At 69.2% G+C, this 19,053-nt stretch carries 21 protein-coding genes and 1 tRNA gene; 13 read left to right on the forward strand and 9 right to left on the reverse strand.

Going from position 1 to position 19,053, the window contains the following annotated elements; genetic code table 11:
• Positions 1–3: 3 nt before the first annotated feature.
• A complete protein-coding gene (gene fmdA / locus P1Y20_RS04915; protein WP_304447543.1) occupies positions 4–1,260 on the reverse strand; it encodes a formamidase in 1,257 nt (418 codons plus the stop codon).
• 169 nt (positions 1,261–1,429) lie between these two features.
• Here fmdA and P1Y20_RS04920 point away from each other — a divergent pair, with 169 nt between their 5' ends.
• The 4 genes from P1Y20_RS04920 to P1Y20_RS04935 all read left to right on the forward strand — a co-directional run bounded on the left by P1Y20_RS04920 (position 1,430) and on the right by P1Y20_RS04935 (position 3,891).
• Positions 1,430–2,026 carry a hypothetical protein gene (locus P1Y20_RS04920; protein ID WP_304447544.1) on the forward strand — a complete coding sequence of 199 codons (597 nt, stop codon included), beginning with the start codon at positions 1,430–1,432 and terminating at the stop codon, positions 2,024–2,026.
• Between the two features lie 42 nt (positions 2,027–2,068).
• Entirely contained in the window at positions 2,069–2,650 is a 582-nt protein-coding gene (locus P1Y20_RS04925; protein ID WP_304447545.1) for a carboxymuconolactone decarboxylase family protein, read from the forward strand.
• A gap of 88 nt (positions 2,651–2,738) precedes the next feature.
• Positions 2,739–3,575 carry a YihY/virulence factor BrkB family protein gene (locus P1Y20_RS04930; RefSeq protein ID WP_304447546.1) on the forward strand — a complete coding sequence of 279 codons (837 nt, stop codon included), beginning with the start codon at positions 2,739–2,741 and terminating at the stop codon, positions 3,573–3,575.
• A 184-nt stretch (positions 3,576–3,759) separates the two neighbouring features.
• A complete protein-coding gene (locus P1Y20_RS04935) occupies positions 3,760–3,891 on the forward strand; it encodes a hypothetical protein (RefSeq protein WP_304447547.1) in 132 nt (43 codons plus the stop codon).
• A gap of 307 nt (positions 3,892–4,198) precedes the next feature.
• Here the strand turns inward: P1Y20_RS04935 and P1Y20_RS04940 are convergent.
• A tRNA-Lys gene (locus P1Y20_RS04940) sits at positions 4,199–4,272 on the reverse strand.
• A 635-nt stretch (positions 4,273–4,907) separates the two neighbouring features.
• Between P1Y20_RS04940 and P1Y20_RS04945 the strand changes: the two genes are divergently transcribed.
• On the forward strand, positions 4,908–6,356 hold the full coding sequence (locus P1Y20_RS04945) for a DHH family phosphoesterase (RefSeq protein WP_304447548.1): 1,449 nt from the start codon (positions 4,908–4,910) through the stop codon (positions 6,354–6,356).
• Between the two features lie 100 nt (positions 6,357–6,456).
• Complete coding sequence (locus tag P1Y20_RS04950; protein WP_304447549.1) at positions 6,457–7,593, forward strand: citrate synthase/methylcitrate synthase; 1,137 nt, start codon at positions 6,457–6,459, stop codon at positions 7,591–7,593.
• A 22-nt stretch (positions 7,594–7,615) separates the two neighbouring features.
• On the opposite strand, the gene P1Y20_RS04955 is transcribed toward P1Y20_RS04950, so the two are convergent.
• Positions 7,616–7,912 (reverse strand): PRC-barrel domain-containing protein, encoded by a 297-nt coding sequence (locus P1Y20_RS04955; RefSeq protein ID WP_304447550.1) that lies wholly within the window; start codon positions 7,910–7,912, stop codon positions 7,616–7,618.
• A gap of 47 nt (positions 7,913–7,959) precedes the next feature.
• Complete coding sequence (locus P1Y20_RS04960) at positions 7,960–8,733, reverse strand: helix-turn-helix transcriptional regulator (protein WP_304447551.1); 774 nt, start codon at positions 8,731–8,733, stop codon at positions 7,960–7,962.
• A gap of 362 nt (positions 8,734–9,095) precedes the next feature.
• Here P1Y20_RS04960 and trxA point away from each other — a divergent pair, with 362 nt between their 5' ends.
• On the forward strand, positions 9,096–9,497 hold the full coding sequence (trxA, locus tag P1Y20_RS04965; RefSeq protein ID WP_304447552.1) for a thioredoxin: 402 nt from the start codon (positions 9,096–9,098) through the stop codon (positions 9,495–9,497).
• An 87-nt stretch (positions 9,498–9,584) separates the two neighbouring features.
• Here the strand turns inward: trxA and P1Y20_RS04970 are convergent, their stop codons facing one another.
• Positions 9,585–10,649: a phosphotransacetylase family protein gene (locus tag P1Y20_RS04970; RefSeq protein WP_304447553.1), complete on the reverse strand. Its 1,065-nt coding sequence runs from the start codon at positions 10,647–10,649 to the stop codon at positions 9,585–9,587.
• On the reverse strand, positions 10,646–12,742 hold the full coding sequence (gene acs, locus P1Y20_RS04975) for an acetate--CoA ligase alpha subunit (protein ID WP_304447554.1): 2,097 nt from the start codon (positions 12,740–12,742) through the stop codon (positions 10,646–10,648). Before acs ends, P1Y20_RS04970 begins: the two co-directional genes overlap by 4 nt.
• A gap of 116 nt (positions 12,743–12,858) precedes the next feature.
• Between acs and P1Y20_RS04980 the strand changes: the two genes are divergently transcribed.
• The 3 genes from P1Y20_RS04980 to P1Y20_RS04990 are packed head-to-tail and all read left to right on the forward strand — an operon-like array spanning position 12,859 to position 15,730.
• Positions 12,859–13,998, forward strand: coding sequence for a metal ABC transporter substrate-binding protein (locus tag P1Y20_RS04980; RefSeq protein ID WP_304447555.1), 1,140 nt, complete (start codon positions 12,859–12,861; stop codon positions 13,996–13,998).
• The gene (locus tag P1Y20_RS04985) at positions 13,995–14,735 is read left to right on the forward strand and encodes a metal ABC transporter ATP-binding protein (protein WP_304447556.1); all 741 of its coding nucleotides are present in this window, start codon (positions 13,995–13,997) and stop codon (positions 14,733–14,735) included. Before P1Y20_RS04980 ends, P1Y20_RS04985 begins: the two co-directional genes overlap by 4 nt.
• On the forward strand, positions 14,732–15,730 hold the full coding sequence (locus tag P1Y20_RS04990; RefSeq protein ID WP_304447557.1) for a metal ABC transporter permease: 999 nt from the start codon (positions 14,732–14,734) through the stop codon (positions 15,728–15,730). Before P1Y20_RS04985 ends, P1Y20_RS04990 begins: the two co-directional genes overlap by 4 nt.
• Here the strand turns inward: P1Y20_RS04990 and P1Y20_RS04995 are convergent.
• Positions 15,692–16,171, reverse strand: a complete 480-nt coding sequence (locus P1Y20_RS04995; protein ID WP_304447558.1) for a YbaK/EbsC family protein — start codon at positions 16,169–16,171, stop codon at positions 15,692–15,694. The two genes, P1Y20_RS04990 and P1Y20_RS04995, sit on opposite strands and share 39 nt — an antisense overlap.
• 89 nt (positions 16,172–16,260) lie before the next feature.
• Between P1Y20_RS04995 and P1Y20_RS05000 the strand changes: the two genes are divergently transcribed.
• The 3 genes from P1Y20_RS05000 to dpsA all read left to right on the forward strand — a co-directional run bounded on the left by P1Y20_RS05000 (position 16,261) and on the right by dpsA (position 18,044).
• Complete coding sequence (locus tag P1Y20_RS05000) at positions 16,261–16,902, forward strand: hypothetical protein (RefSeq protein ID WP_304447559.1); 642 nt, start codon at positions 16,261–16,263, stop codon at positions 16,900–16,902.
• A gap of 42 nt (positions 16,903–16,944) precedes the next feature.
• Positions 16,945–17,346 (forward strand): DUF8048 family protein, encoded by a 402-nt coding sequence (locus P1Y20_RS05005; protein ID WP_304447560.1) that lies wholly within the window; start codon positions 16,945–16,947, stop codon positions 17,344–17,346.
• 149 nt (positions 17,347–17,495) lie between these two features.
• On the forward strand, positions 17,496–18,044 hold the full coding sequence (dpsA, locus tag P1Y20_RS05010; protein WP_304447561.1) for a DNA starvation/stationary phase protection protein DpsA: 549 nt from the start codon (positions 17,496–17,498) through the stop codon (positions 18,042–18,044).
• Between the two features lie 123 nt (positions 18,045–18,167).
• Here the strand turns inward: dpsA and P1Y20_RS05015 are convergent, their stop codons facing one another.
• The gene (locus P1Y20_RS05015; RefSeq protein ID WP_304447562.1) at positions 18,168–18,311 is read right to left on the reverse strand and encodes a hypothetical protein; all 144 of its coding nucleotides are present in this window, start codon (positions 18,309–18,311) and stop codon (positions 18,168–18,170) included.
• 44 nt (positions 18,312–18,355) lie between these two features.
• Positions 18,356–19,045, reverse strand: coding sequence for a DUF7504 family protein (locus P1Y20_RS05020; RefSeq protein ID WP_304447563.1), 690 nt, complete (start codon positions 19,043–19,045; stop codon positions 18,356–18,358).
• Positions 19,046–19,053: the final 8 nt, after the last annotated feature.

A 19,053-nucleotide genomic window follows, 5' to 3' on the forward strand; every position in this document is an offset into this window, starting at 1 on the left:
CGACTACGACGGCTTGGCGACGGTCCCGCGGGCTTCGCTGGGGGCCTCGGCGAGGCTGTCGGGGTCGACGTCGAACTCGAACACCTCCTGGGGCACCGAGACGGTGACACAGGTGTTCGGCAGGTCGACGATGCCGGCGATACGGCTCTCGACGGGCACCGTACTCAGGATGAAGTAGCCCTGCTCGCGGGTGTAGCCGAAGTTCGTCAGGTAGTCGATGGCGTCGAGGCAGGCGCGGCGCATCGCCACCGTGGAGTTCTTGTAGTGCTGGGTACCGTCCTCGTCGACGGAGTAGCCCTCGAAGACGATGTACTCGGAGAACTGCGGTTCGACGTTCCCGGGCTTGAACATCGCGTGGTCGATGCCGAAGCGCTCGACGCCGTTCTTGATGAGGTCGACGCGCAGGTCGATGAACCCCGCCATCTCGATGGCGCCGCAGAACGTGATTTCCCCGTCGCCCTGCGAGAAGTGGAGGTCGCCGGTGATGAGCTTCGCGCCGTCGACGAAGATGGGGATGTACACCCGGGACCCCCGGCTCAGGTTCTTGATGTCGCAGTTGCCCGCGTTCTCCCGGGGCGGGATGGTCCGGGCGGCCTCCTCTGCGGCCTCGTCGACCATGTCCTCGTCCATGTCGCCGAGCAAGACCTCGTTCGGTTCCGGCGGGAGCGCGAGCGGCGGGTCGTCGTCGCGGGTCTCGTGGTTGACCGCCGTCTCGTCCTCGGGGCCACGCTCGATGAGCGCCCGCTCGCGCTCGTTCCACTCCGCGAGCAGTTCGTGGGAGGGACACGTCCCCACGATGCCCGGGTGCGAGAGGCCGGCGAAGCGCACGTCGGGGACGTGTCGCGAGGAGGTGTACACCCCTTCGAGGTCCCAGATGGTCTTTCTCGCCTCCGGGAAGTGGTCGGTGAGGAACCCCCCGCCGTTGTCCTGCTCGAAGATGCCCGTGAACCCCCACTCGTGGTCTGGGAACGGGCCGAGGTCGAGGATGTCCACGACCAGCAGGTCGCCCGGTTGTGCGCCCTCGACCTCGAACGGGCCGCTCAGGTGGTGGTTCGGGTCGAGACGCATGTCGCGGATGTCGTTCGCGCTGTCGTCGTTGACCACCTGGTTCCCCGTCCAGTCGAGGCACTCGACGCGGAAGCTCTCGCCCGGCGACACCGTCGCAGCGGCCGGGACGTCCGGGTGCCACCGGTTCACTATGGGACTCGGTTGTTCGTCGGGCGGACTGTCGGTATCGACTTCGAATACGGTTTCGACCATGGTACGCTACGTCACACCACGGACAGGACGATAGTGCTAATCGTTCGTATCGGTACGTTCAACGCTAAATGTAGGTGCAAACAACCCACACCATGGCACAGTCTCGGCGGAGATGAACTGTCGGCGCGAAAGGGCTATGCTCGCGCTCGGTGATACGGGTCGGACGACCATGACCGACCTCCCGACACTCGGGTCCTGTGCCGACCTGTACGTCGCCGTCTGGGACGAGTACGGCGGCGAGGCGTTCGGGGCCGCGGCCCTCGACCGCCGACTCGCCGAGCGTGACGGTGCCAACGACGCTCCACACGGCGATGCGCTCGGCCGTCGACTCGCCACGCTCGTCGGCGCGGGCGCGCTGGAGCGACTCGACGACGGCCGCCTGCGCGCCCGACTGCCCCCCGATGCGCCGGCCGAGGACTGGCACGCCCTCGGTGCCGAGCGCGCCGGTGCCGTCCACGCCGCGCTGACGCGAATGGCAGGGGCGGGTGAGGACGACCGAACGTACCGCCACGACGGGGAGCGCTACGCGCCGCTCCCCGCGGGTGAGGCCGCCGAACGGCCGCTGGTCCCGCGCGCGGAGCGGGCGCTCGACGACAGCGTCGTCGGCGTCGCGCTCTACGCTCCGGCCGAGGAGGCGGCGCCGGTCCAGCGAGCGGCCGACGACCTCTGCGCGATGGACGCCCCCTCGTTCACCAAAGTCACCTCGGCGGTCGTCGCCGGTGCCGACGGCGACCTGGAGTTTCGCCTCTACCTCCGACGAACCTGACGGGTCCGAGGTGTTTAGTCGGGGGTCGTGGTACCGACCGTCATGACACGGATAGACATCGTCGAATCGGAGGAGGCGCCCGACGAGACGACGGCGCGACTGCTGGAGGAGGCCCGCGAGGGGTGGTACGGCGACGCCGCGTTCTTCGGCGCGATGGCCCATCGACCGGTACTGTTCGAGCGCGTCGTCTCGCTGTTCGAGGCGTTCGCCCGCGAGCGTGGTATCGAGGCGTCGACGCTCGAACTCGTGCGCCTGCGCGTCGCGGCGACGAACCACTGCGCGTACTGCGCGACGGTCAGGACGCAGTCCGTCGCGGCGGAGGTCGCCCCGAAGGAGTCGGCCGTCCTCGGTGAGCGCCTCGACGTCGAGTCACTCACTCGGCGCGAGCGACTGGCCGTCCGCCTCGCCGACGGCGTCTCGGATGCACCCCACGACATCACCGACGAACTCGTCGACGACCTGCGCGAGGAGTTCGGCGACGAGGGGTTCGTCGAACTCCTGTTGTTCGCCTCCCTCGAGGTCGGTCTCGACCGCTTCTGCATCGCCCTCGAACTCGACACGACCGAGGAGAGCGCCTACCCGACGGGACTGGACTACCCGTTTCGCCCCGGCGACGGCGAGTGAACGGGTCGTCCGAGTGGTTCCCTCCCCCGGTCTGACGCCGCCGGCTTCGACCCCTTCGGTTAACTCACTCGGACGAGACTGGAGAGCTATGGATTTCGAGTCGGTAGTCGCAGGAGCGAAGACGACCAAGACCGTCTTCAGCGAGAAGAACGTCACGTTCCTCGCCGGGAGTATCGCCTACAGCGCCTTCGTCTCACTCGTCCCGCTGATCATGTTCGTCATTCTCGCGGTCTCCATCGCCGGCGCACCCGGACTCCAGGACCGAATCGTCGAGGTCGCCACCGAGAACGTCTCGCCCTCCGTCGGCGGCGTCATCGGCGTGATGATCGATTCACAGAGCAGTGCCGGCGCCGGTTCGACCGTCAGTGCCTCCATCATCGGGGTCCTCACGCTCGTCTGGGGGGCCATCAAGGTGTTCCGCGGCCTCGACACCGCGTTCTCTGAGCTCTACGAGACGACCACCCGGGAGTCGTTCGTCGGCCAGCTCAAGAAGAGTCTGCTGATACTCGTCGTCATCACGCTCGGGGTCGTCGCGATGGTCGGCGCCACCGGCGTCGTCGCGTTCTTCTCGTTCGTCCCGTTCGTCGAACTCGTCGTCCCCCTGCTGCTCGTCGTCGCCCTCGTCGGCGCGTTCTTCCCGATGTACTACCTGTTCCCGGACGTCGACGTCGAGCCGCGGGACGTCCTCCCGGGCACGGTCATCGGGGCTGTCGGCTGGGCGGTGTTGCAGGTACTGTTCCAGATGTACGTCTCCCTCAGCGGGGGCGACGGCAACCTCATCGCGAGCATCCTCCTGCTCGTCACGTGGCTGTACTTCACCGCCGTCGTCCTGCTGCTGGGCGCGACGGTCAACGCCGTCGTCATCGGCCGTGCGGACGAAATCGTCGAGAGCGGTACCGGAACCGCCGACAGCGTACAGACGTGAAGCGCGACACGTAGCTCCGTCACTCACGACGCGAATAGTCGTTATCTGACACAGTTGAGGGGAACGCCGTCGGCCTCCATCGACAGGGCGATGGCTCGGTGGTGCGATTCGGTGTGCGGACGAACGGTGACCGAGCGAGGACCGCCCCCAGACCTAACCGTGTCGAGTGCTAACGTCGGCCTGTATGCACGCACCCATCGTCAGGACCGACAAGTCAGCGATAGAGCGCGTCCGCGACGCGATTCTCAATCGCGGCAACCCGACTGACGACGACGACGAATCGTCGAGGGGGCCCGGCGTCCCACTTCCCGGTTGACCGGCGGTCGACCCGCTTCGACCGCGACACCAGGTGGTCCCTCACGGGACCATCGTGACTCAGCCGAATAGCCGTGTGTTCGAGCGACTGGGGGGTTCGAACCTCGGTCGCTCCGTTCGCTGGTGTTCGCTCTCTACCTCAATCCCGTAGCCGCTTCGCTCGTCACGTTCGTTCCTCGCAGAAGCGGCCTGAGAGGGATTTGAACCACGGTCGCACGCTACCTCGCTTCGCTCGAATCGCGTGCTCCCTGACTCGAATCCTCTCAGGTACGTCCACGGTCGCTCACTGACGTTCGCGACACGTACGACGGGCTGAGAGGGATTTGAACCCTCGGCCGTCTGGTTAAGAGCCAGATGCTCTGCCTGGCTGAGCTATCAGCCCTCGATTTCGAGTAACGTGGATTGACGCATATAAGTTTCCTTTCGCCCGGGTCGTGCCCGTCGATGACGGCCTCCACGGTGGAAGGCGACGACACTCGCGGGACGACCGTTCGGCGAAACGACTATATAGACATACGCGTCACTCTGTCTAGAGTTCGGTCGGGGTGAGCAATCGAACTCTCACAGGTGGGGACGGCGACAGGAACGACCGGTGGCCGGCTCTCGTCGTTTTTTGGTGGGTCGAAGGAGAGCGCCGCCGCGATGGCGGACGGCGGCGCGTCGAGCAACACGCAACCCGACCGCTGCGCCGGGCCGAAGCCCCCCTGCGGCGCAGTCGGTCGGAGCGGACAGGGAACGGGACAGTGTGACCTGTCTGCTAGCCCCCCGGGCGTCTGGCGCCCGTCGGTTTGCGAATACCGCGTCGGCTTGACGCCGTGCGCGTTTGGGGTGCGGCGGCACCCGCACGTCAAGCCATCCGACCGATAGGCCCAGACGCGCTTAGTTATCGAGAACGTACAGCCGCCTCGGGCGCTGTAAGTTCGGGCTACTGGGACGGTCACCGTTCGAGGTGGGCGGGTTTCGACCACGGCGCCGAGAGGGGAATTTGAAGTACGATGGCGCCAGAGGTAGCGTATCATGAGTACCGCCATTACGATGGCGTCGATGTCCACGTACGCCATCCTCGGGTGCGGAAGCGTCGGTCACGCCGTCGCCGAAGACCTCGAGGAGGAGGGCAAGGACGTCCTCATCATCGATATGGACGAGGGGCGCGTCGAGGCGCTGCGCGACCAGGACATGGACGCGCACGCGGCCGACATTCGGGAGGCGGCGGTGGCCGACGAGGTCGCGGGCCGCGACGTCATCCTCATCCTCTCCTCGGACGTGGACGCGAACATCGCCGCCGTCGAGAACATCCGCGGCCGCGGCGGCGAGCAGTTCATCGTCGCCCGCGCCTCCGACCCCGTCTCCGCCGACGACCTCTCCGAGAGCGGCGCGGACGTCGTCATCAACCCCTCGACGGTCATCGCCGACTCGGCGCTCCGCGCGCTCGAGACCGGCGAGTTGGAGTACCGGAGCGGCAAACTCGCGGAGATAATCGACGGGAGCGCGTCGGGCCTCGCCATCCTCATCCACCGCAGCCCCGACCCGGACTCCATCGCGAGCGCCGTCGCGCTGAAGGCCATCGCGGAGGCCCGCGACATCGAGGCCGACATCGTCTACGACGGCGAGATCGGACTCCAGGAGAACCGGGCGTTCGTCAACCTCCTCGGTATCGACCTCGTCCCCTCCAGCGACGTCGACATCGACCAGTACGACACCGTCGCGCTGGTCGACCACGCCCAGGCGTCGGAACCCGCCGTCGACCGCCCCGTCGACATCTACATCGACCACGCCGAACCCGAACTGGAGTACGACGCCCGCTTCGAGGACGTCCGACCGAACATCTCCTCGACGTCGACCATCCTCACGAAGTACATCCAGGAGTTCGACCTCAACCTCACGGAGGAGGTGGCGACGGCGCTGCTCTACGGTATCCGCGCCGAGACGCTCGACTTCAAGCGCGACACCACCCCGGCCGACCTCACCGCCGCGGCGTACCTCTACCCGTTCGTCAACCACGACACGCTCGAACAGGTCGAGTCGCCGAGCATGAGCCCCGAGACGCTGGACGTGCTCGCGGAGGCCATCCGCAACCGCGACGTCAAGGGGAGCCACCTCGTCTCGAACGCCGGGTTCGTCCGCGAACGCGACGCGCTGGCGCAGGCCGCCCAGCACCTGCTCAACCTCGAGGGCATCACCACCACCGCCGTCTTCGCCATCACCGAGGACACCATCTACCTCGCCGCCCGCTCGAAGGACATCCGGATGAACATCGGGGCGGTCCTCAACGACGCCTTCGGCGACATCGGCGAGGCGCGCGGCCACTCCACCGACGCCACCGTCGAGATACCGCTCGGCATCTTCACCGGCATCGAGACCAGCGAGGACAACCGGGACACCCTGCTCGCGCTCACGGAGGAGGCCGTCCGCCGGAAGCTCTTCGAGGCGATGGGCGTCGAGACGGGCGACGGCAACGGCAACTGAACGTCGTCGACCAACGTAGTCGCCCTCGTGCATCGGTCATCTACCGGCAACCACGCCCGCAGCAGCACGTGCTAACCCCTCTCCTGCGAGACGTCCGTACGTGACGGAAGACACCTTCGCGCCGGGACTGGAGAACGTCGTCGCCGGCGAGACGCGACTGAGCCACGTCGACGGCGAGGCCGGCGACCTCGTCATCGGGGGGTTCCCGGTCGAGGAACTCGCCGCGAACGCCACCTACGAGGAGACGCTCTTCCTGCTCTGGAACGACCGACTCCCGACACCCGACGAACTCGACGCGCTCCGGGCGGACCTCGCCTCGCGGCGCGCCCTCACCGACGAGACGCGAGCCGTGGTCCGCGCCGCCGCCGAGGAGGGCGCCGACGCGATGGACGCCCTGCGCATGGGAGCGGCCGCCGCGTCGCTCGGCCGGTCGGACGACGACCCCGAGGCGGCGGCGCGGACCGCGGTGGCGCGCTTCCCGACCGTCGTCGCCACCTACTGGCGCGCGCGGGAGGGAGCAGTGCCGGTCGCCCCCGACCCGGACCTCGGCCACGCCGAGAACTACCTCTACATGCTCACGGGCGAGGTACCCGACGCGGACGCGACGCGGGGGCTGGAGACGTACCTCAACACGGTGGTCGACCACGGGCTGAACGCCTCGACGTTCACCGCCCGGACCATCGCCTCGACGCGCTCGGACGTGATTTCGGCCGTCACGGGCGCCGTCGGCGCGCTGAAGGGGCCGCTCCACGGCGGCGCACCCGGCCCCGTCCTCGACATGCTGCTCGACATCGAGGCCTCGGGCGACCCCGAGGCGGCCGTCCGCGCTCGCCTCGACGCCGGCGAGCGCATCATGGGCTTCGGCCACCGCGTCTACCGGGTGCGCGACCCGCGCGCCGCCGTGCTCTCGGCCGCTGCGGAGCGGTTCTACGACGGCGACGGGGCCGATTCGGCGTTCTTCTCGCTCGCGACCGAGGTCGAGGAGGCGGCCCAGGCCGTCCTCGCCGAACACAAACCCGACCGGTCGCTGGCGACGAACGTGGAGTTCTACACGGCGCTGTTGCTCTACGGCATCGGCGTGCCCCGCGACCTGTTCGCGGCGACGTTCGGCGTCGCCCGCGTCGGCGGGTGGACGGCCCACAGCCTCGAACAGCTCGACGCCGACCGGCTCATCCGGCCGCGCGGGCGCTACGTGGGCGAGCGTGGCCGGACGTGGACGCCGCTCGACGCGCGGTGAGCCGACAGGAGGGAACGGGCGGTCAGACGGCGGCCTCTTCTTCGGGTTCCTTCAGGCGTTCGACGACGTCGTTGACGAGGATGACGTCGCCGACGGCACGGACCCAGCGGTAGGGGATGAGCACGCCCCGGGCGCCCCGGGCGCGGTCGCGGAACAGTTCGCCGTTGAGCTGGGCGATGGCGAGGCCCGTGACCCGTTCGGAGTCGAGGTCGAGGCGGAGGTCCTCGACCTGTCCGACGAAGACACCGTTGTTCGAGTAGACTTCCCGTCCGACGAGCGAGGTGATCTCCTGGGGGGCAGACGCCGCAGTGATATCCATGTTCCTGCCGTTGTAGCGGGAGGTCTTAACCCTTGGTACGTCGCCGCTCACCCCGTCGGGAGGGGGGTCGCGTCCGCCCACAGGCGCTCGACGAACGACCGTCCCCACTCGACGGCGCCGGGCGAGTCGTTGTGGACGAGCGCCCCGAACCCGTCGTCCCGGACGGTCACGCCCAGTACCGCCTCGTCGCCGCGTGCGTAGAGCCTGACCCCGAACGGGGGGAGGTCGGTCGCCTCACGGAGTTCGGCGCGGTCGGCGTCGACCGCCACCGCGACGGCCTCCGGGTACCGCGCGACCAGGCGACCGAGGAGGTCGGCGTCGAACACCAGTCGAACCGCGGTCCCGTCGAGTATCTGTTCGCGGTAGGTGGCGACCGTACGGTCGGTGACGACGGTCGCCGTCCCGTGGACCTCGTCGGCCCAGTCGACGAGGTCGCTGACGCGCTCGAGCACGCGCCCCGGTGTCTCCTCCGAGGCGGTGACGACCTCGGCCCCGTCGAGCGCGCGGACGTCGAGGGGCGCGCCGGCGGGGAGGGCGGCGAGCACGTCCCTGCCGTCGCGGACGCCGGCCGCGCGGCGCTCGAAGCGGTCGTACGACGCGACGGCGAGGCCGCCAGCCGTCGTCGTCCGGAATCCCCCGTCCGTCTCCTCGAGGAGCCCGGCACGCGTGAGGGTTCGGACGGTCCGGTCGACGGTCGACCGGGAGACGTCGAGACGCTCCTGCAGGTCGACCTTCGTGGCGGGCGCCTCGGCCAGGTATCGCAACAGCGGGGCGTGCCGTGACAGGAGGTCGAACACGTCGGGTGCAGCCACTCGGCACATCTACACGGAACAGACGGAGGTAACTTAAATAAGCTATGCCTCCCCGCGTTCAGTAATAAGTGAGGGAAATAGTTATATATATGTTTTCACCACCCTTCGTTCGGAGCGAGCGGTGACGTAATGAGGGTAGATACGGTAGCAATGAACGCCGGACGCCTCTGACAGCCCGGCACCGCGTGTTTCGACACGCACTCGTCGTCGGTCTGCCCGAACCGACGGCGAGGTGGGGTGACTCCCCTTTTGCGACGACGACGAGCCTCGAGCCGCCGCGTTCCTCGTCCCGCCTCGTGACGCCGACCGGTTGTGTACGGAGTGGACACACGGCCGGGGTCATTAAGCCGTCGTCTCGACTACCGAGAGGTATGAGCGAATCAGACGACGAACTCGACGCGATCCGACAGCAGAAGCGCGACGACCTCGTAGAGCAGGGGTCGGGGAGCGACGCCCCGACCGAACCCGTCTACCTGAACGGGGAGGCGGAGTTCGAGGAGTTCGTCGGGAGCCACGACGTGGTCCTGGTGGACTTCTACGCCGACTGGTGTGGCCCGTGCAAGATGCTCGAACCGACCGTCGAGACGCTCGCCGCCGACTCCCCGGCCGCCGTCGCCAAGGTAGACATCGACGCCAACCAGCCGCTGGCGCAGTCCTTCGGCATCCGCGGCGTCCCGACGCTCCACGTCTACGCGGGCGGCCAGCGCGTCGAGCAGTTCGTCGGCGTCCAGGACGAGGCGACGCTCCGCTCGGCCATCGAGCAACACGCCTGAGGCCGGCGTAGCGCGCGACCACGTCGGTGCGGCGTGCCGACCGTTCTCCGTGTCGAGTGGAGGCGAGTGGCGACGCCAGCGCGCCCTTCACTCGCCGAGCGAGAGCACTGCGTCGACGTCGGCACCGTCCTCGAGCAGGCCGCGCATGACGTCGACCGTCTCGGGACTCCGGGCGCGCCCCTGCCTGAGGACGTCCTCCGCGCGCTCGACGGCCGTGATGGTGTCAGTCTGGACGCTGAGGATGGGGACGCCCTCGTCCTCGGCGCGGCCGACGACGGCGCCCGCCGGGCGGAACCCGCCGGTGAGCAGGAGGCACTTGATGCCGGGCGCGTCGAGCGCCGCCGCCTGGACGTCCGAGCGGTCGCCGCCGGTTATCATCGCGGCGTCGCGGGTGCGGCGGAACTGTCTGAGGGCGTCGTCCGCGCTCATGGCGCCGACGGTGAAGCGCTCGATGAAGGCGTCGGTCGGGGCGTCGGTCGTGACCACCTGCGCGCCGAGGTCGTCGGCGAGTTCCGCGACGGTGACCCCCGCGAGTTCCTGAACGCGCGGGAGCGCGCCGAACACCGGGACGCCCCGTCCCTCGAGGAACGGGACGACGTCGGTGACGAGGCCGTCGTAGGCGGCGTCGGGGACGGCGTTGAACAGCACGCCGCCGAGTCGGTCGCCGAGGTGCCGGGTCGCCGAGAGGACGTCGTCGACGTCGTTCGGCCCGTCGTAGTGCGCGACGAGGACGGCCGTGGCGTCGAGCAGGTCGGCCACGTCCGCGTCCGTCAGGTCGACGACGCCGCCCGCGACGGGGCCGCCCCCGTCGACGAACAGGAGGTCGCGGTCGGCGGCGAGGGCGTCGTAGCTCTCCGCGACGCGCTCGCGGAGCGCGTCGGCGTCCTCACGGCCGCGAAGCGCCTGCTCGACGAACGTTGGCGAGTAGACCACCGGTTCGAGGTCGGCGATGTCCGCCTCCAGGTCGAGCAGTTCCTGAGCGAGCAGCGGGTCCTCGTCGAGGGTCTTGCCGACCGCGCTCTCGAGGCGGGTGCCCTTCGGTTTCATGTAGCCGACGTCGAGGCCGCGCTCGCGCGCGAGTTGCGCGAGCGCGAGCGCGACGGCGGTCTTGCCGGTGCTCTCCTCCGTTGACGTGATGAGAATCGGGTTCATAGCTCGTCGGGGTCGATGGTGAGTCTGATGTCGACGGCGGTGGCGCCGTCGGGCATCGCGACCAGGGGGTTGACGTCGAGTTCGAGGATGGCGGGGAAGTCCGTCACCAGTTGCGAGAGGCGCTGGATGGTGGAGACGACGCTCCCCTCGTCGACGGGCGTCCGCCCGCGCGCGCCGCGCAGGAGCGGTGCCGCCCGGACGTCGTCGAGCATCCCCGTCGCCTCGGGTTCGCTGACGGGCGCGACCCGGACGGTGGTGTCCTCCAGTACCTCGACGAAGATACCACCGAGGCCGAACAGCACGAGCGGTCCGAACTGCGGGTCGCGGTTCACGCCGACGATGGTCTCGACGCCGGCGTCGAGGTCGAGCAGTTCCTGGACCTGGACGCCGAGTATCGTCGCGTCGGGCTGGTAGTTCCTCGCGCGCGCGACGAGGTCCTCGTAGGTGTCGTGGACGTCCCCGTCGGCCACACCGACCTCGACGCCGCCGATGTCGGACTTGTGGAGGATGTCGGGGCTGACGACCTTCATCACGACGTCGCCGTCGATGGCCTCGGCGGCGTCGAGCGCCGCGTCGGGCGAGGAGACCACTTCCCCGGCCGGCGTCGCGATGCCGTAGGCGGAGAGGAGGTCCATCGCCTCGACGCCGAGGCGGGTGTCGCCGCGCTCGGCGCCCGCCGCGAGGACCTCGCGGGCGCGCTCGCGGTCCACGTCGAAGGTCGTCGGCTCGGCGTACTCGCGCTCGCTCGCCGCCCGGTAGGCGGACAGGGTTTCGAGGCTCCCGATGGCCCGCGCCGGGTCGAAGTACGTCGGGATGCCGGCCTCGTCGAGTATCGCCCGGGCGGACTCGGTGCGCTCGCCGCCCATGAAGCAGGTGGCGACCGGGAGGCCCGCCTCGCGCTGGCGCTCGACGACGGCCGCCGCGAGGTCGTCGAACGAGAGCACCGCGGTCGGGCAGGTGACGACGCAGACGGCGCCGACGTTCGGGTCGGAGAGGGCGATGTCGACGGCCTCCGCGAAGCGCTCGACGGGGGCGTCGCCGATGACGTCGACCGGGTTGTAGATGTTCGCCTCCTCGGGGAGCGCCCGCTCGAAGCGCGAGAGCGTCTCGTCGGTGAACGACGCGAGCGAGAGCGACGAGTCGCCGATGGCGTCGGTCGCCATCACGCCGGGGCCGCCCGCGTTCGTCACGACGGCGACCGCGTCCGTCTCGGGGAGGGGCTGGCTCGCGAGGATGCTCGCCGCGTCGAACAGTTCCTCGACGTTCTCGGCGCGGATGACGCCCGCCTGTTCGAGGCCGGCCTCGTAGGCCGCCTCGCTCCCCGCGATGGTCCCCGTGTGGGAGGCGGCGGCCGACGCCCCGGCCTCCGTCCGCCCGGACTTCACCAGCACGATGGGCGTCTCCCGGACCACCTCGCGCGCGGTCTCGATGAACGCGGGGCCGTCGTCGATGCCCTCCAGGTAGCCGAGGACGACGTCGGTGTCGTCGTCCGCCCCCCACGCCTCGACGAAGTCCCGTTCGTCGAGGACGGCCTTGTTGCCGAGCGAGACGACGTCCTTGAAGCCGATGCCGCGGTCGTTCGCCCAGTCGAGGACGGCCGTGATGAACGCCCCCGACTGGCTCATGAACGAGATGTTGCCCGGGAGGGCGTTCTCCGGACCGAAGGTGGCGTTCAGGCCGGCGGGCGTGCTCACGACGCCGAGGCTGTTCGGCCCCACGAGGTCGAGGTCGTACTCGGTCGCCACCTCGCGGAGTTCGCGCTCGCGGCGCGCGCCCTCGCTTCCCGTCTCGCCGAACCCGGCGGTGATGACGACGACGCTCCCGACGCCCGCCTCAGCCGCCTCGCGGACGACCTCGACCGCGATGCGCCCCGGGACGACGACGACCGCGAGGTCCACCTCGCCCGGCACGGACGCCACGTCGGGGTACGTCTCGCGGCCGAGGACCGACGCCGCGTTCGGGTTCACCGGCACCGTCTCGCCCTCGAACGAGTCGAGCATGTTCGTCATCACGGCGCGGCCCACCGACCCCTCGCGCTCGGTGGCGCCGACGACGGCGACCCGACTCGGACTGAACAGCGTTTCCAGACCCATTCGTCACTCGACGCTACACCGGCGCCCCCGATATACGTGGCGCCCGACACGAGAGTAACAATCCCTCTCCATTGGATAGTGAATCTTATTAACTAGATCTATAATATTGTTATAGCATGGAGCAACTCACGCGACGGTCGCTACTCGCGACGTCGGCTACGGTGACGGCAGGTGCGCTCGCCGGGTGTCTCGGGAGCGTCGACCCCGCCGGCGGCGAGGAGGCGAGCGCGGTCGAGGCGTCGTTCTACGTCCTCGGCGACTTCGGCGGGCGCGTCGGGGGTGACGCGCTCGACGTCGGGACGCTGGTCCCGTTCGGGCAGCACGGCCACGGCTGGCAACCCTCCTCGGACCTCCAGCGCGAGGTACGCGAGGCGCAGGTGTTCCTCTACATGGGCGAGGGGTTCCAGCCGTGGGCCGACGACGTGGTCCGCAGTCTGGAGGAGGACGACGCGGACGTGAGCGTCGTCGCCGCACGGGAGGGCGTCGAACTCCTCGGCGGGGACGGACACGACCACGAGGGGGACCACGGTGAGGAGGACGAGGGCAACCACAGCCACGAGGAAGACGAGCACGGCGAAGACGGGCATCAGGAAGGTAACCACAGCGAAGACGAACACGACCACGAGAGCGAGGAGAACCACAGCGAGGACGACCACAGCGAGGACGAGGGCGGTCACGAGAACGAAACGAGCGACGGTGGCGACGGCGGCCACGACCACTCGGGCGAGGACCCGCACTTCTGGCTCGACCCGACGCGCGCGGTGGTGGCCGTCGAGACGATACGCGACGGGTTCGTCGCGCACTTCCCCGACGAGGAGGGGACGCTCCGTGACAACGCCGACGCCTTCGCAGAGGAGCTCGACGCCCTCGACGCGGAGTTCGAGGAGGCGCTGTCGGACCGGTCGGCGGAGGCGGTCCTCGTCGCGGGGCACAACGCGTTCCAGTACCTCGGCGAGCGCTACGACTTCGAGGTGTACGCGCTGACGGACCTCTCGCCGGACGACTCCCCGACGACCAGCGACGTCAGGCGCGCCCAGGAGATAATCGAGCGCGAGGGCATCGAGTACGTCCTCGCGCCGGTGTTCGAGTCCGACCGGGCGGCGACCCAGCTCGTCGAGGAGACCGACGCGACCGAGGTCCTCCCCATCACCGCGCTCGCGGGCTTCAGAGAGGAGTGGGAGGAGGAGGGCTGGGGCTACCTCGACGTGATGCGAGAGGTCAACCTGAAGAGCCTCCGGACCGCACTCGGAGCATGAACCCGGTCGAGGTCGACGCCGTCACGTTCGCGTACGGCGACGTGCCGGCCGTCGACGACGTCTCGTTGACCGTCGAGGACGGCGAGTTCCTCGGCCTCGTCGGCCCCAACGGGTCGGGCAAGAGCACGCTCCTGAAGCTCATGCTCGGTCTCCTCCGGCCGGACCGCGGAACCGCACGACTGTTCGGCGAACCGGCCCACGAACACGACGACGGCACCCGCGTCGGCTACGTCGCCCAGCAGTCGACCCGGGCGGCGGGCGAGATGCCCATCACGGTCCGCGAGGTGGTCCGGATGGGGCGATACCCGCACGTCGGCGTCGGCCGGTTCGGGAGCGAGGACCGTACCGCGGTCGCCGAGGCGCTGGAGACCGTGGGCGTGAGCGACCTCGCGGACCGGCGAATCGGCGCGCTCTCGGGCGGCCAGCGCCAGCGGGTGTTCATCGCGCGCGCGCTCGCGAGCGAGGCGGACCTGCTCGCGCTCGACGAACCCGCCGTCGGCGTCGACGCCGACTCGCGGGCGGCGTTCTACGACCTCCTGGCCGACCTCAACGAACGGTCGATGACCGTCATCCTCATCGAGCACGACATCGGCGTCGTCACCGAGCGCGCGTCGCGCATCGTCTGCATCAACCGGGAGGTGTTCTTCCACGGCGACCCGGGTGCGTTCACCGACAGCGACGCCCTCACCGACGCCTACGGTGCAAACCAGCGGACGCTGCACCACGACCACCCATGACCGGTGCGGCGTCGCTCTCCCCTTCGATACTCGCCGTCGGCCTGCTCGCCGAGGGGCTGTTCGACTGGTTACTGGGGCTGTTCGGCGGGGCCGCCTGTACCGCCGGCCGGGTCGTCGTCGGGGGCGACGTCTTCTGTGCGGGCTACATGCAGCAGGCGCTGCTCGCCGGCCTCTGCATCGGCGTCATCGCCCCCCTCATCGGGACGTTCCTCGTCCACCGGCGCCTCGCGTTCATCGGCGAGACGCTCGCGCACACCGCCTTCGCGGGCGTCGCCATCGGTCTCGTCGTCGGGACGAGCCTCGCGTCGCCCGTCTCGCCGTACGTCGCGGCGCTCGTCGTCGCCGTCGGGAGCGCGCTGCTCGTGCAGGCCATCGCCGAGTACACCGACGCCTACGGCGACGTGGCGATGGCCATCGTCCTCTTCGGCGGGTTCGCCCTCGGGACGGTCATCATGAGCCTCGACAGCGGCGGCCTCTCGGTCGGTATCCGCGACTACCTCTTCGGGAGCCTCTCGCTGGTCACGCGGGCGAACGTCGGCCTGCTCGTCGTGCTCACCGCCACCGTCGTCGGGACCGTCGCGGTCACCTACCGGCAACTGCTCTACGTCACCTTCGACGAGACGGCCGCCCGCGTCGCGGGCGTGAACGTCCGTCGCTACGAGCGCCTGCTCGTCGTGCTCACGGCGCTGGTCGTGGTCGCGGCGATGCAGATCATGGGCGTCATCCTCGTCGCCGCGATGCTCGTCGTCCCGGTGGCGGCGGCGGCGCAGGTGGCGACGAGCTTTCGCCAGTCGCTCGCGCTCGCGGTCGTCGTCGCCGAGGTGGCCGTCGTCGCCGGCATCGTCGTCTCGTACTACTTCGGCCTCCAGGAGAGCGGCATCATCGTGCTGGTGACCATCGCCGGGTTCGTGCTGGCCGCGGGGGCCGCCCACCTCGGCGTCCCCGAGCGCGCGGGGTCACTCCTCGCGCAGGTCGACGACCGTCGCACCCGCTAGCTCGCGCAGGCGGTCGGGGTCGATAGGGAACACCGCCTCGGGGGTACCGGCCGCGGCCCACACCGTCTCGTACTCCGTGAGCGTCTCGTCCAGGTAGACCGGGACCGCCCGGTCGTGACAGAACGGCGGGACGCCGCCGATGGACCACCCGAGCGTCTCGCGGACGGCGGTCGGGTCGGCCATCTCGACGGCGTCGGGCGCCACCCCGTGGACCCCGGCGACCTTCGTCATATCGACCCGGTTGGCGCCGCTGGTGACACAGACGACGAGGTCGTCGGCCGCCCGGAGCGCGATGGAACTGGCGATGTGGGCGACGTCACAGCCGACGGCTGCCGCCGCGTCGGCGGCCGTCCGCGTCCCCTCCGGGAACTCCGTGACCGACGGGTCGAAGTCGTACTCGTCGCGCGCTCGCGCGCTGAACTCCTGGGCGCGTTGATGCATATCGCGTCTCGCGGCGCCCGTCGGTATAAGTCCCCCTCCGATACTGACACCAGCGTAACTGCTTTCATGCTGGACGATGAGGCCGCGGTATGAACCGACGTACCGTACTGGGGACGGTTGCGGTGGGACTCGCGGGAGCGCTCGCCGGGTGTTCGGGTGCCGACTCGACCGGCGACGGGAACGAGACCGACGAGAACGAGACCGACGAGAACGAGACCAACGGGACCGAACCGACCGACGACGCGAGCGAAGGGGAGTCGAACGGGACCGACGAGGACGACGAGAACGAGACCGACGAGGGAGAGAACGCGACGGACGCGCCCCCGGAGGACGACGAGAACGAGACCGACGGCGGGAGCGACGAGTCGAACGAGAGCGGCGGGAGCGAGAGCAACTCGGTCGGGTCGACGCAGTTCCAGGCGCGGTCGTCCAACTGCGGGCAGGGGGCCGAGGAGGCGACCATCACGTTCCCCTCCGCGAGCAGCGTCGAGGTGGAGGGCGTCATCAGCGGGGACAACGCCTGCTACCGGGCACGCCTCGGCGACGTGACCGTCGAGTCGGGGACACTCACGGCCACCGTCGAGCGGTACGTCTCGGAGGACGGGCCGGGGGAGTGCGAGGACTGCGTCATCGACATCTCCTACAACGCGACGTTCGGCCTCCGGGAGGACGGCCCCGACCGGGCCGTCGTCTACCACGACGACGAGGAGGTCGCGACGGCGGAGCGCTGAGCGCGCGGCGACCTATTTATCCGCGCCGGTCGAACCCGTCGCATGGAGAGGACGCTCGGCGCGGTGTTCGACGAGGAAGTCGTGTCGGCCGCCGCGGCCGAACGGGGACTGGACGCGGCGGCGGTCCGACGCGGACTCGACGCGGTACAGGACGCGGCCGAGCGCGCCGTCAGCGTCGACGGCCTCGTCTACGAGTGGCGACGCGCCTTCCGGTTCGACCCGCTGGTCGAACGGACGCCCGAGGCGTACTACCTGCGCGTCGAGCGACGCGTCTGGGACCACTTCGCCGACCGCTGCGGGTTCGACGACGCGACGCGCGCGGCGGTGACGACCGTCCACGCGGTGACCGCCGAACGGCGCCCGGACGTGGCTGGCCGCGACGACGAGCGAAGGCCGGACGACGAGCCGAGCGACCACCGGCCGCTCGTTCTGGTCCGTCGATAGGGGCCGCCTCGGGACGTGCCGGGGAGAGCACGATTGTTTCACGATTCTGTCAAAATAGTACTCAGATGGGAAACTGGCTTTTGGCTTCCCGAAATAATTTTTCTCAGACGGTAATCTTTAAGTGGGTCGCGCCCGAGGTTAGAAACGAGATGAGCACCCAGAAAGAAGCGGTTCGACAGCTTGCCGACGAGGTCGAGGAGAACTCCCTTCGCATCGACAAGGACCGGTCCGAACAGATAATCGACGCGCTGAACACGGACCTGGCGAACGCCTACGTCCTCTACCACCAGCTGAAGAAGCACCACTGGAACGTGGAGGGTGCGGAGTTCCGCGACCTGCACCTGTTCCTCGAGGAGGCCTACGAACGGGTCGAACTCGGTGCCGACGTCATCGCGGAGCGCGCCCAGGCGCTCGGTGGCGTCCCCGTCGCCGGCCCGGCCAACCAGGAGGAGCGTGCCACCGTCGAGTTCGAGGGCGAGGACGTCTACGACGTCCGGACGTCGCTCCAGAACGACCTCGAGATGTACGGCGACATCATCGAGGCGATGCGCGACCACATCGAACTCGCCTCCAACCTCGGTGACTACACGACCGAAGAGCACCTCCGCGAGATCCTGGCGCAGGTCGAGGAGGACGCCCACCACATCGAACACTACCTCGAGGACGACACGCTGGTGCTCGAAGAAGCGACCCACTGAGGTCCACACCTTCTCCCGTTTTTTGCGCGCGACCAGCGACGGCGTCGCTCGGAGTGGCGGATGTGATCCGAGAGAGCGGAGAGACCGAGATAGGACGAGAAAGCGAGAGCCGTCGTGCGGGCGCTACTCCTCGACGTCGACGACGACGTCCGTCGCTATCCAGCCGTCGGCGTTACCTGATTCGGTGAAGACGGTGCGGTCGGGCGACGGGTAGTGGGCCGTCACTGAGCGGTCGGCGGGCGCTGAACTCGGTGCCGGTGCTGCCATTACGCGAATTAGGCACGCCTAAACGCTAAAAGGTTTTGGTCCCCCTAGAGCGGGAGCCAGTCGGTGCTGAGTTCCTCGTCGTGGAGGTGCCAGCGCTGTTCGGTCGTGACGTGCGGCGAGTCGTCCGCCAGCGTCCGCGGGACGTGGAGTTCGCGTAGCTCGATGGTCGCGGCGAAGTACGGCTCGAGGCGCTCGACGGTCTCGCTGTCGCGTCCGACCGGGAGGTGGACGTGACACATCCCGCCGTGCTCGACGGTCGCGGCGGTGATGCCCTCGACGAACGACTCCACGTCCGCCTCGTCGTACCCCTCGACCAGCGGTCGCAGCGAGTCGACGCAGACGCGCAGTTCGGCCGGGGCGAGTCCCTCCGCGGCCCGGTCGAACGTCTCGATAGCGTCGACGACGTCGCGTTCGAGTGCGCCCAGCGTCGTCGGGAGTCCCTCGGAGGGAACCGTCGCCGCGGCCGCGCTCCGGGTCGCCGGTCGTCGGTCGAACACGGTGAGCGTGTCGTCGCCCTGACCCGTCTCGGGAACCCGGTCGTCGAGGTTCGCGACACCGTCGGTCAGGACGACGACGCGCCGACGCGGTCCCTCGTCGTCCTCCCCCAGGAGTCGTCGGCACGCCGAGAGGTGGGACCGGCCGCAGGTCGCGCCGACGACGAGCAGGCTGCTTCCGCGGCGCTTCAACCCGGCGAGCGCCTGTGCGAACGCACCTGCCCCGAATTCTGCAGTCATACCTATTC

The organism is Halomarina ordinaria (assembly GCF_030553305.1).
In the GTDB taxonomy this organism is placed as follows: Archaea; Halobacteriota; Halobacteria; order Halobacteriales; family Haloarculaceae; genus Halomarina; species Halomarina ordinaria.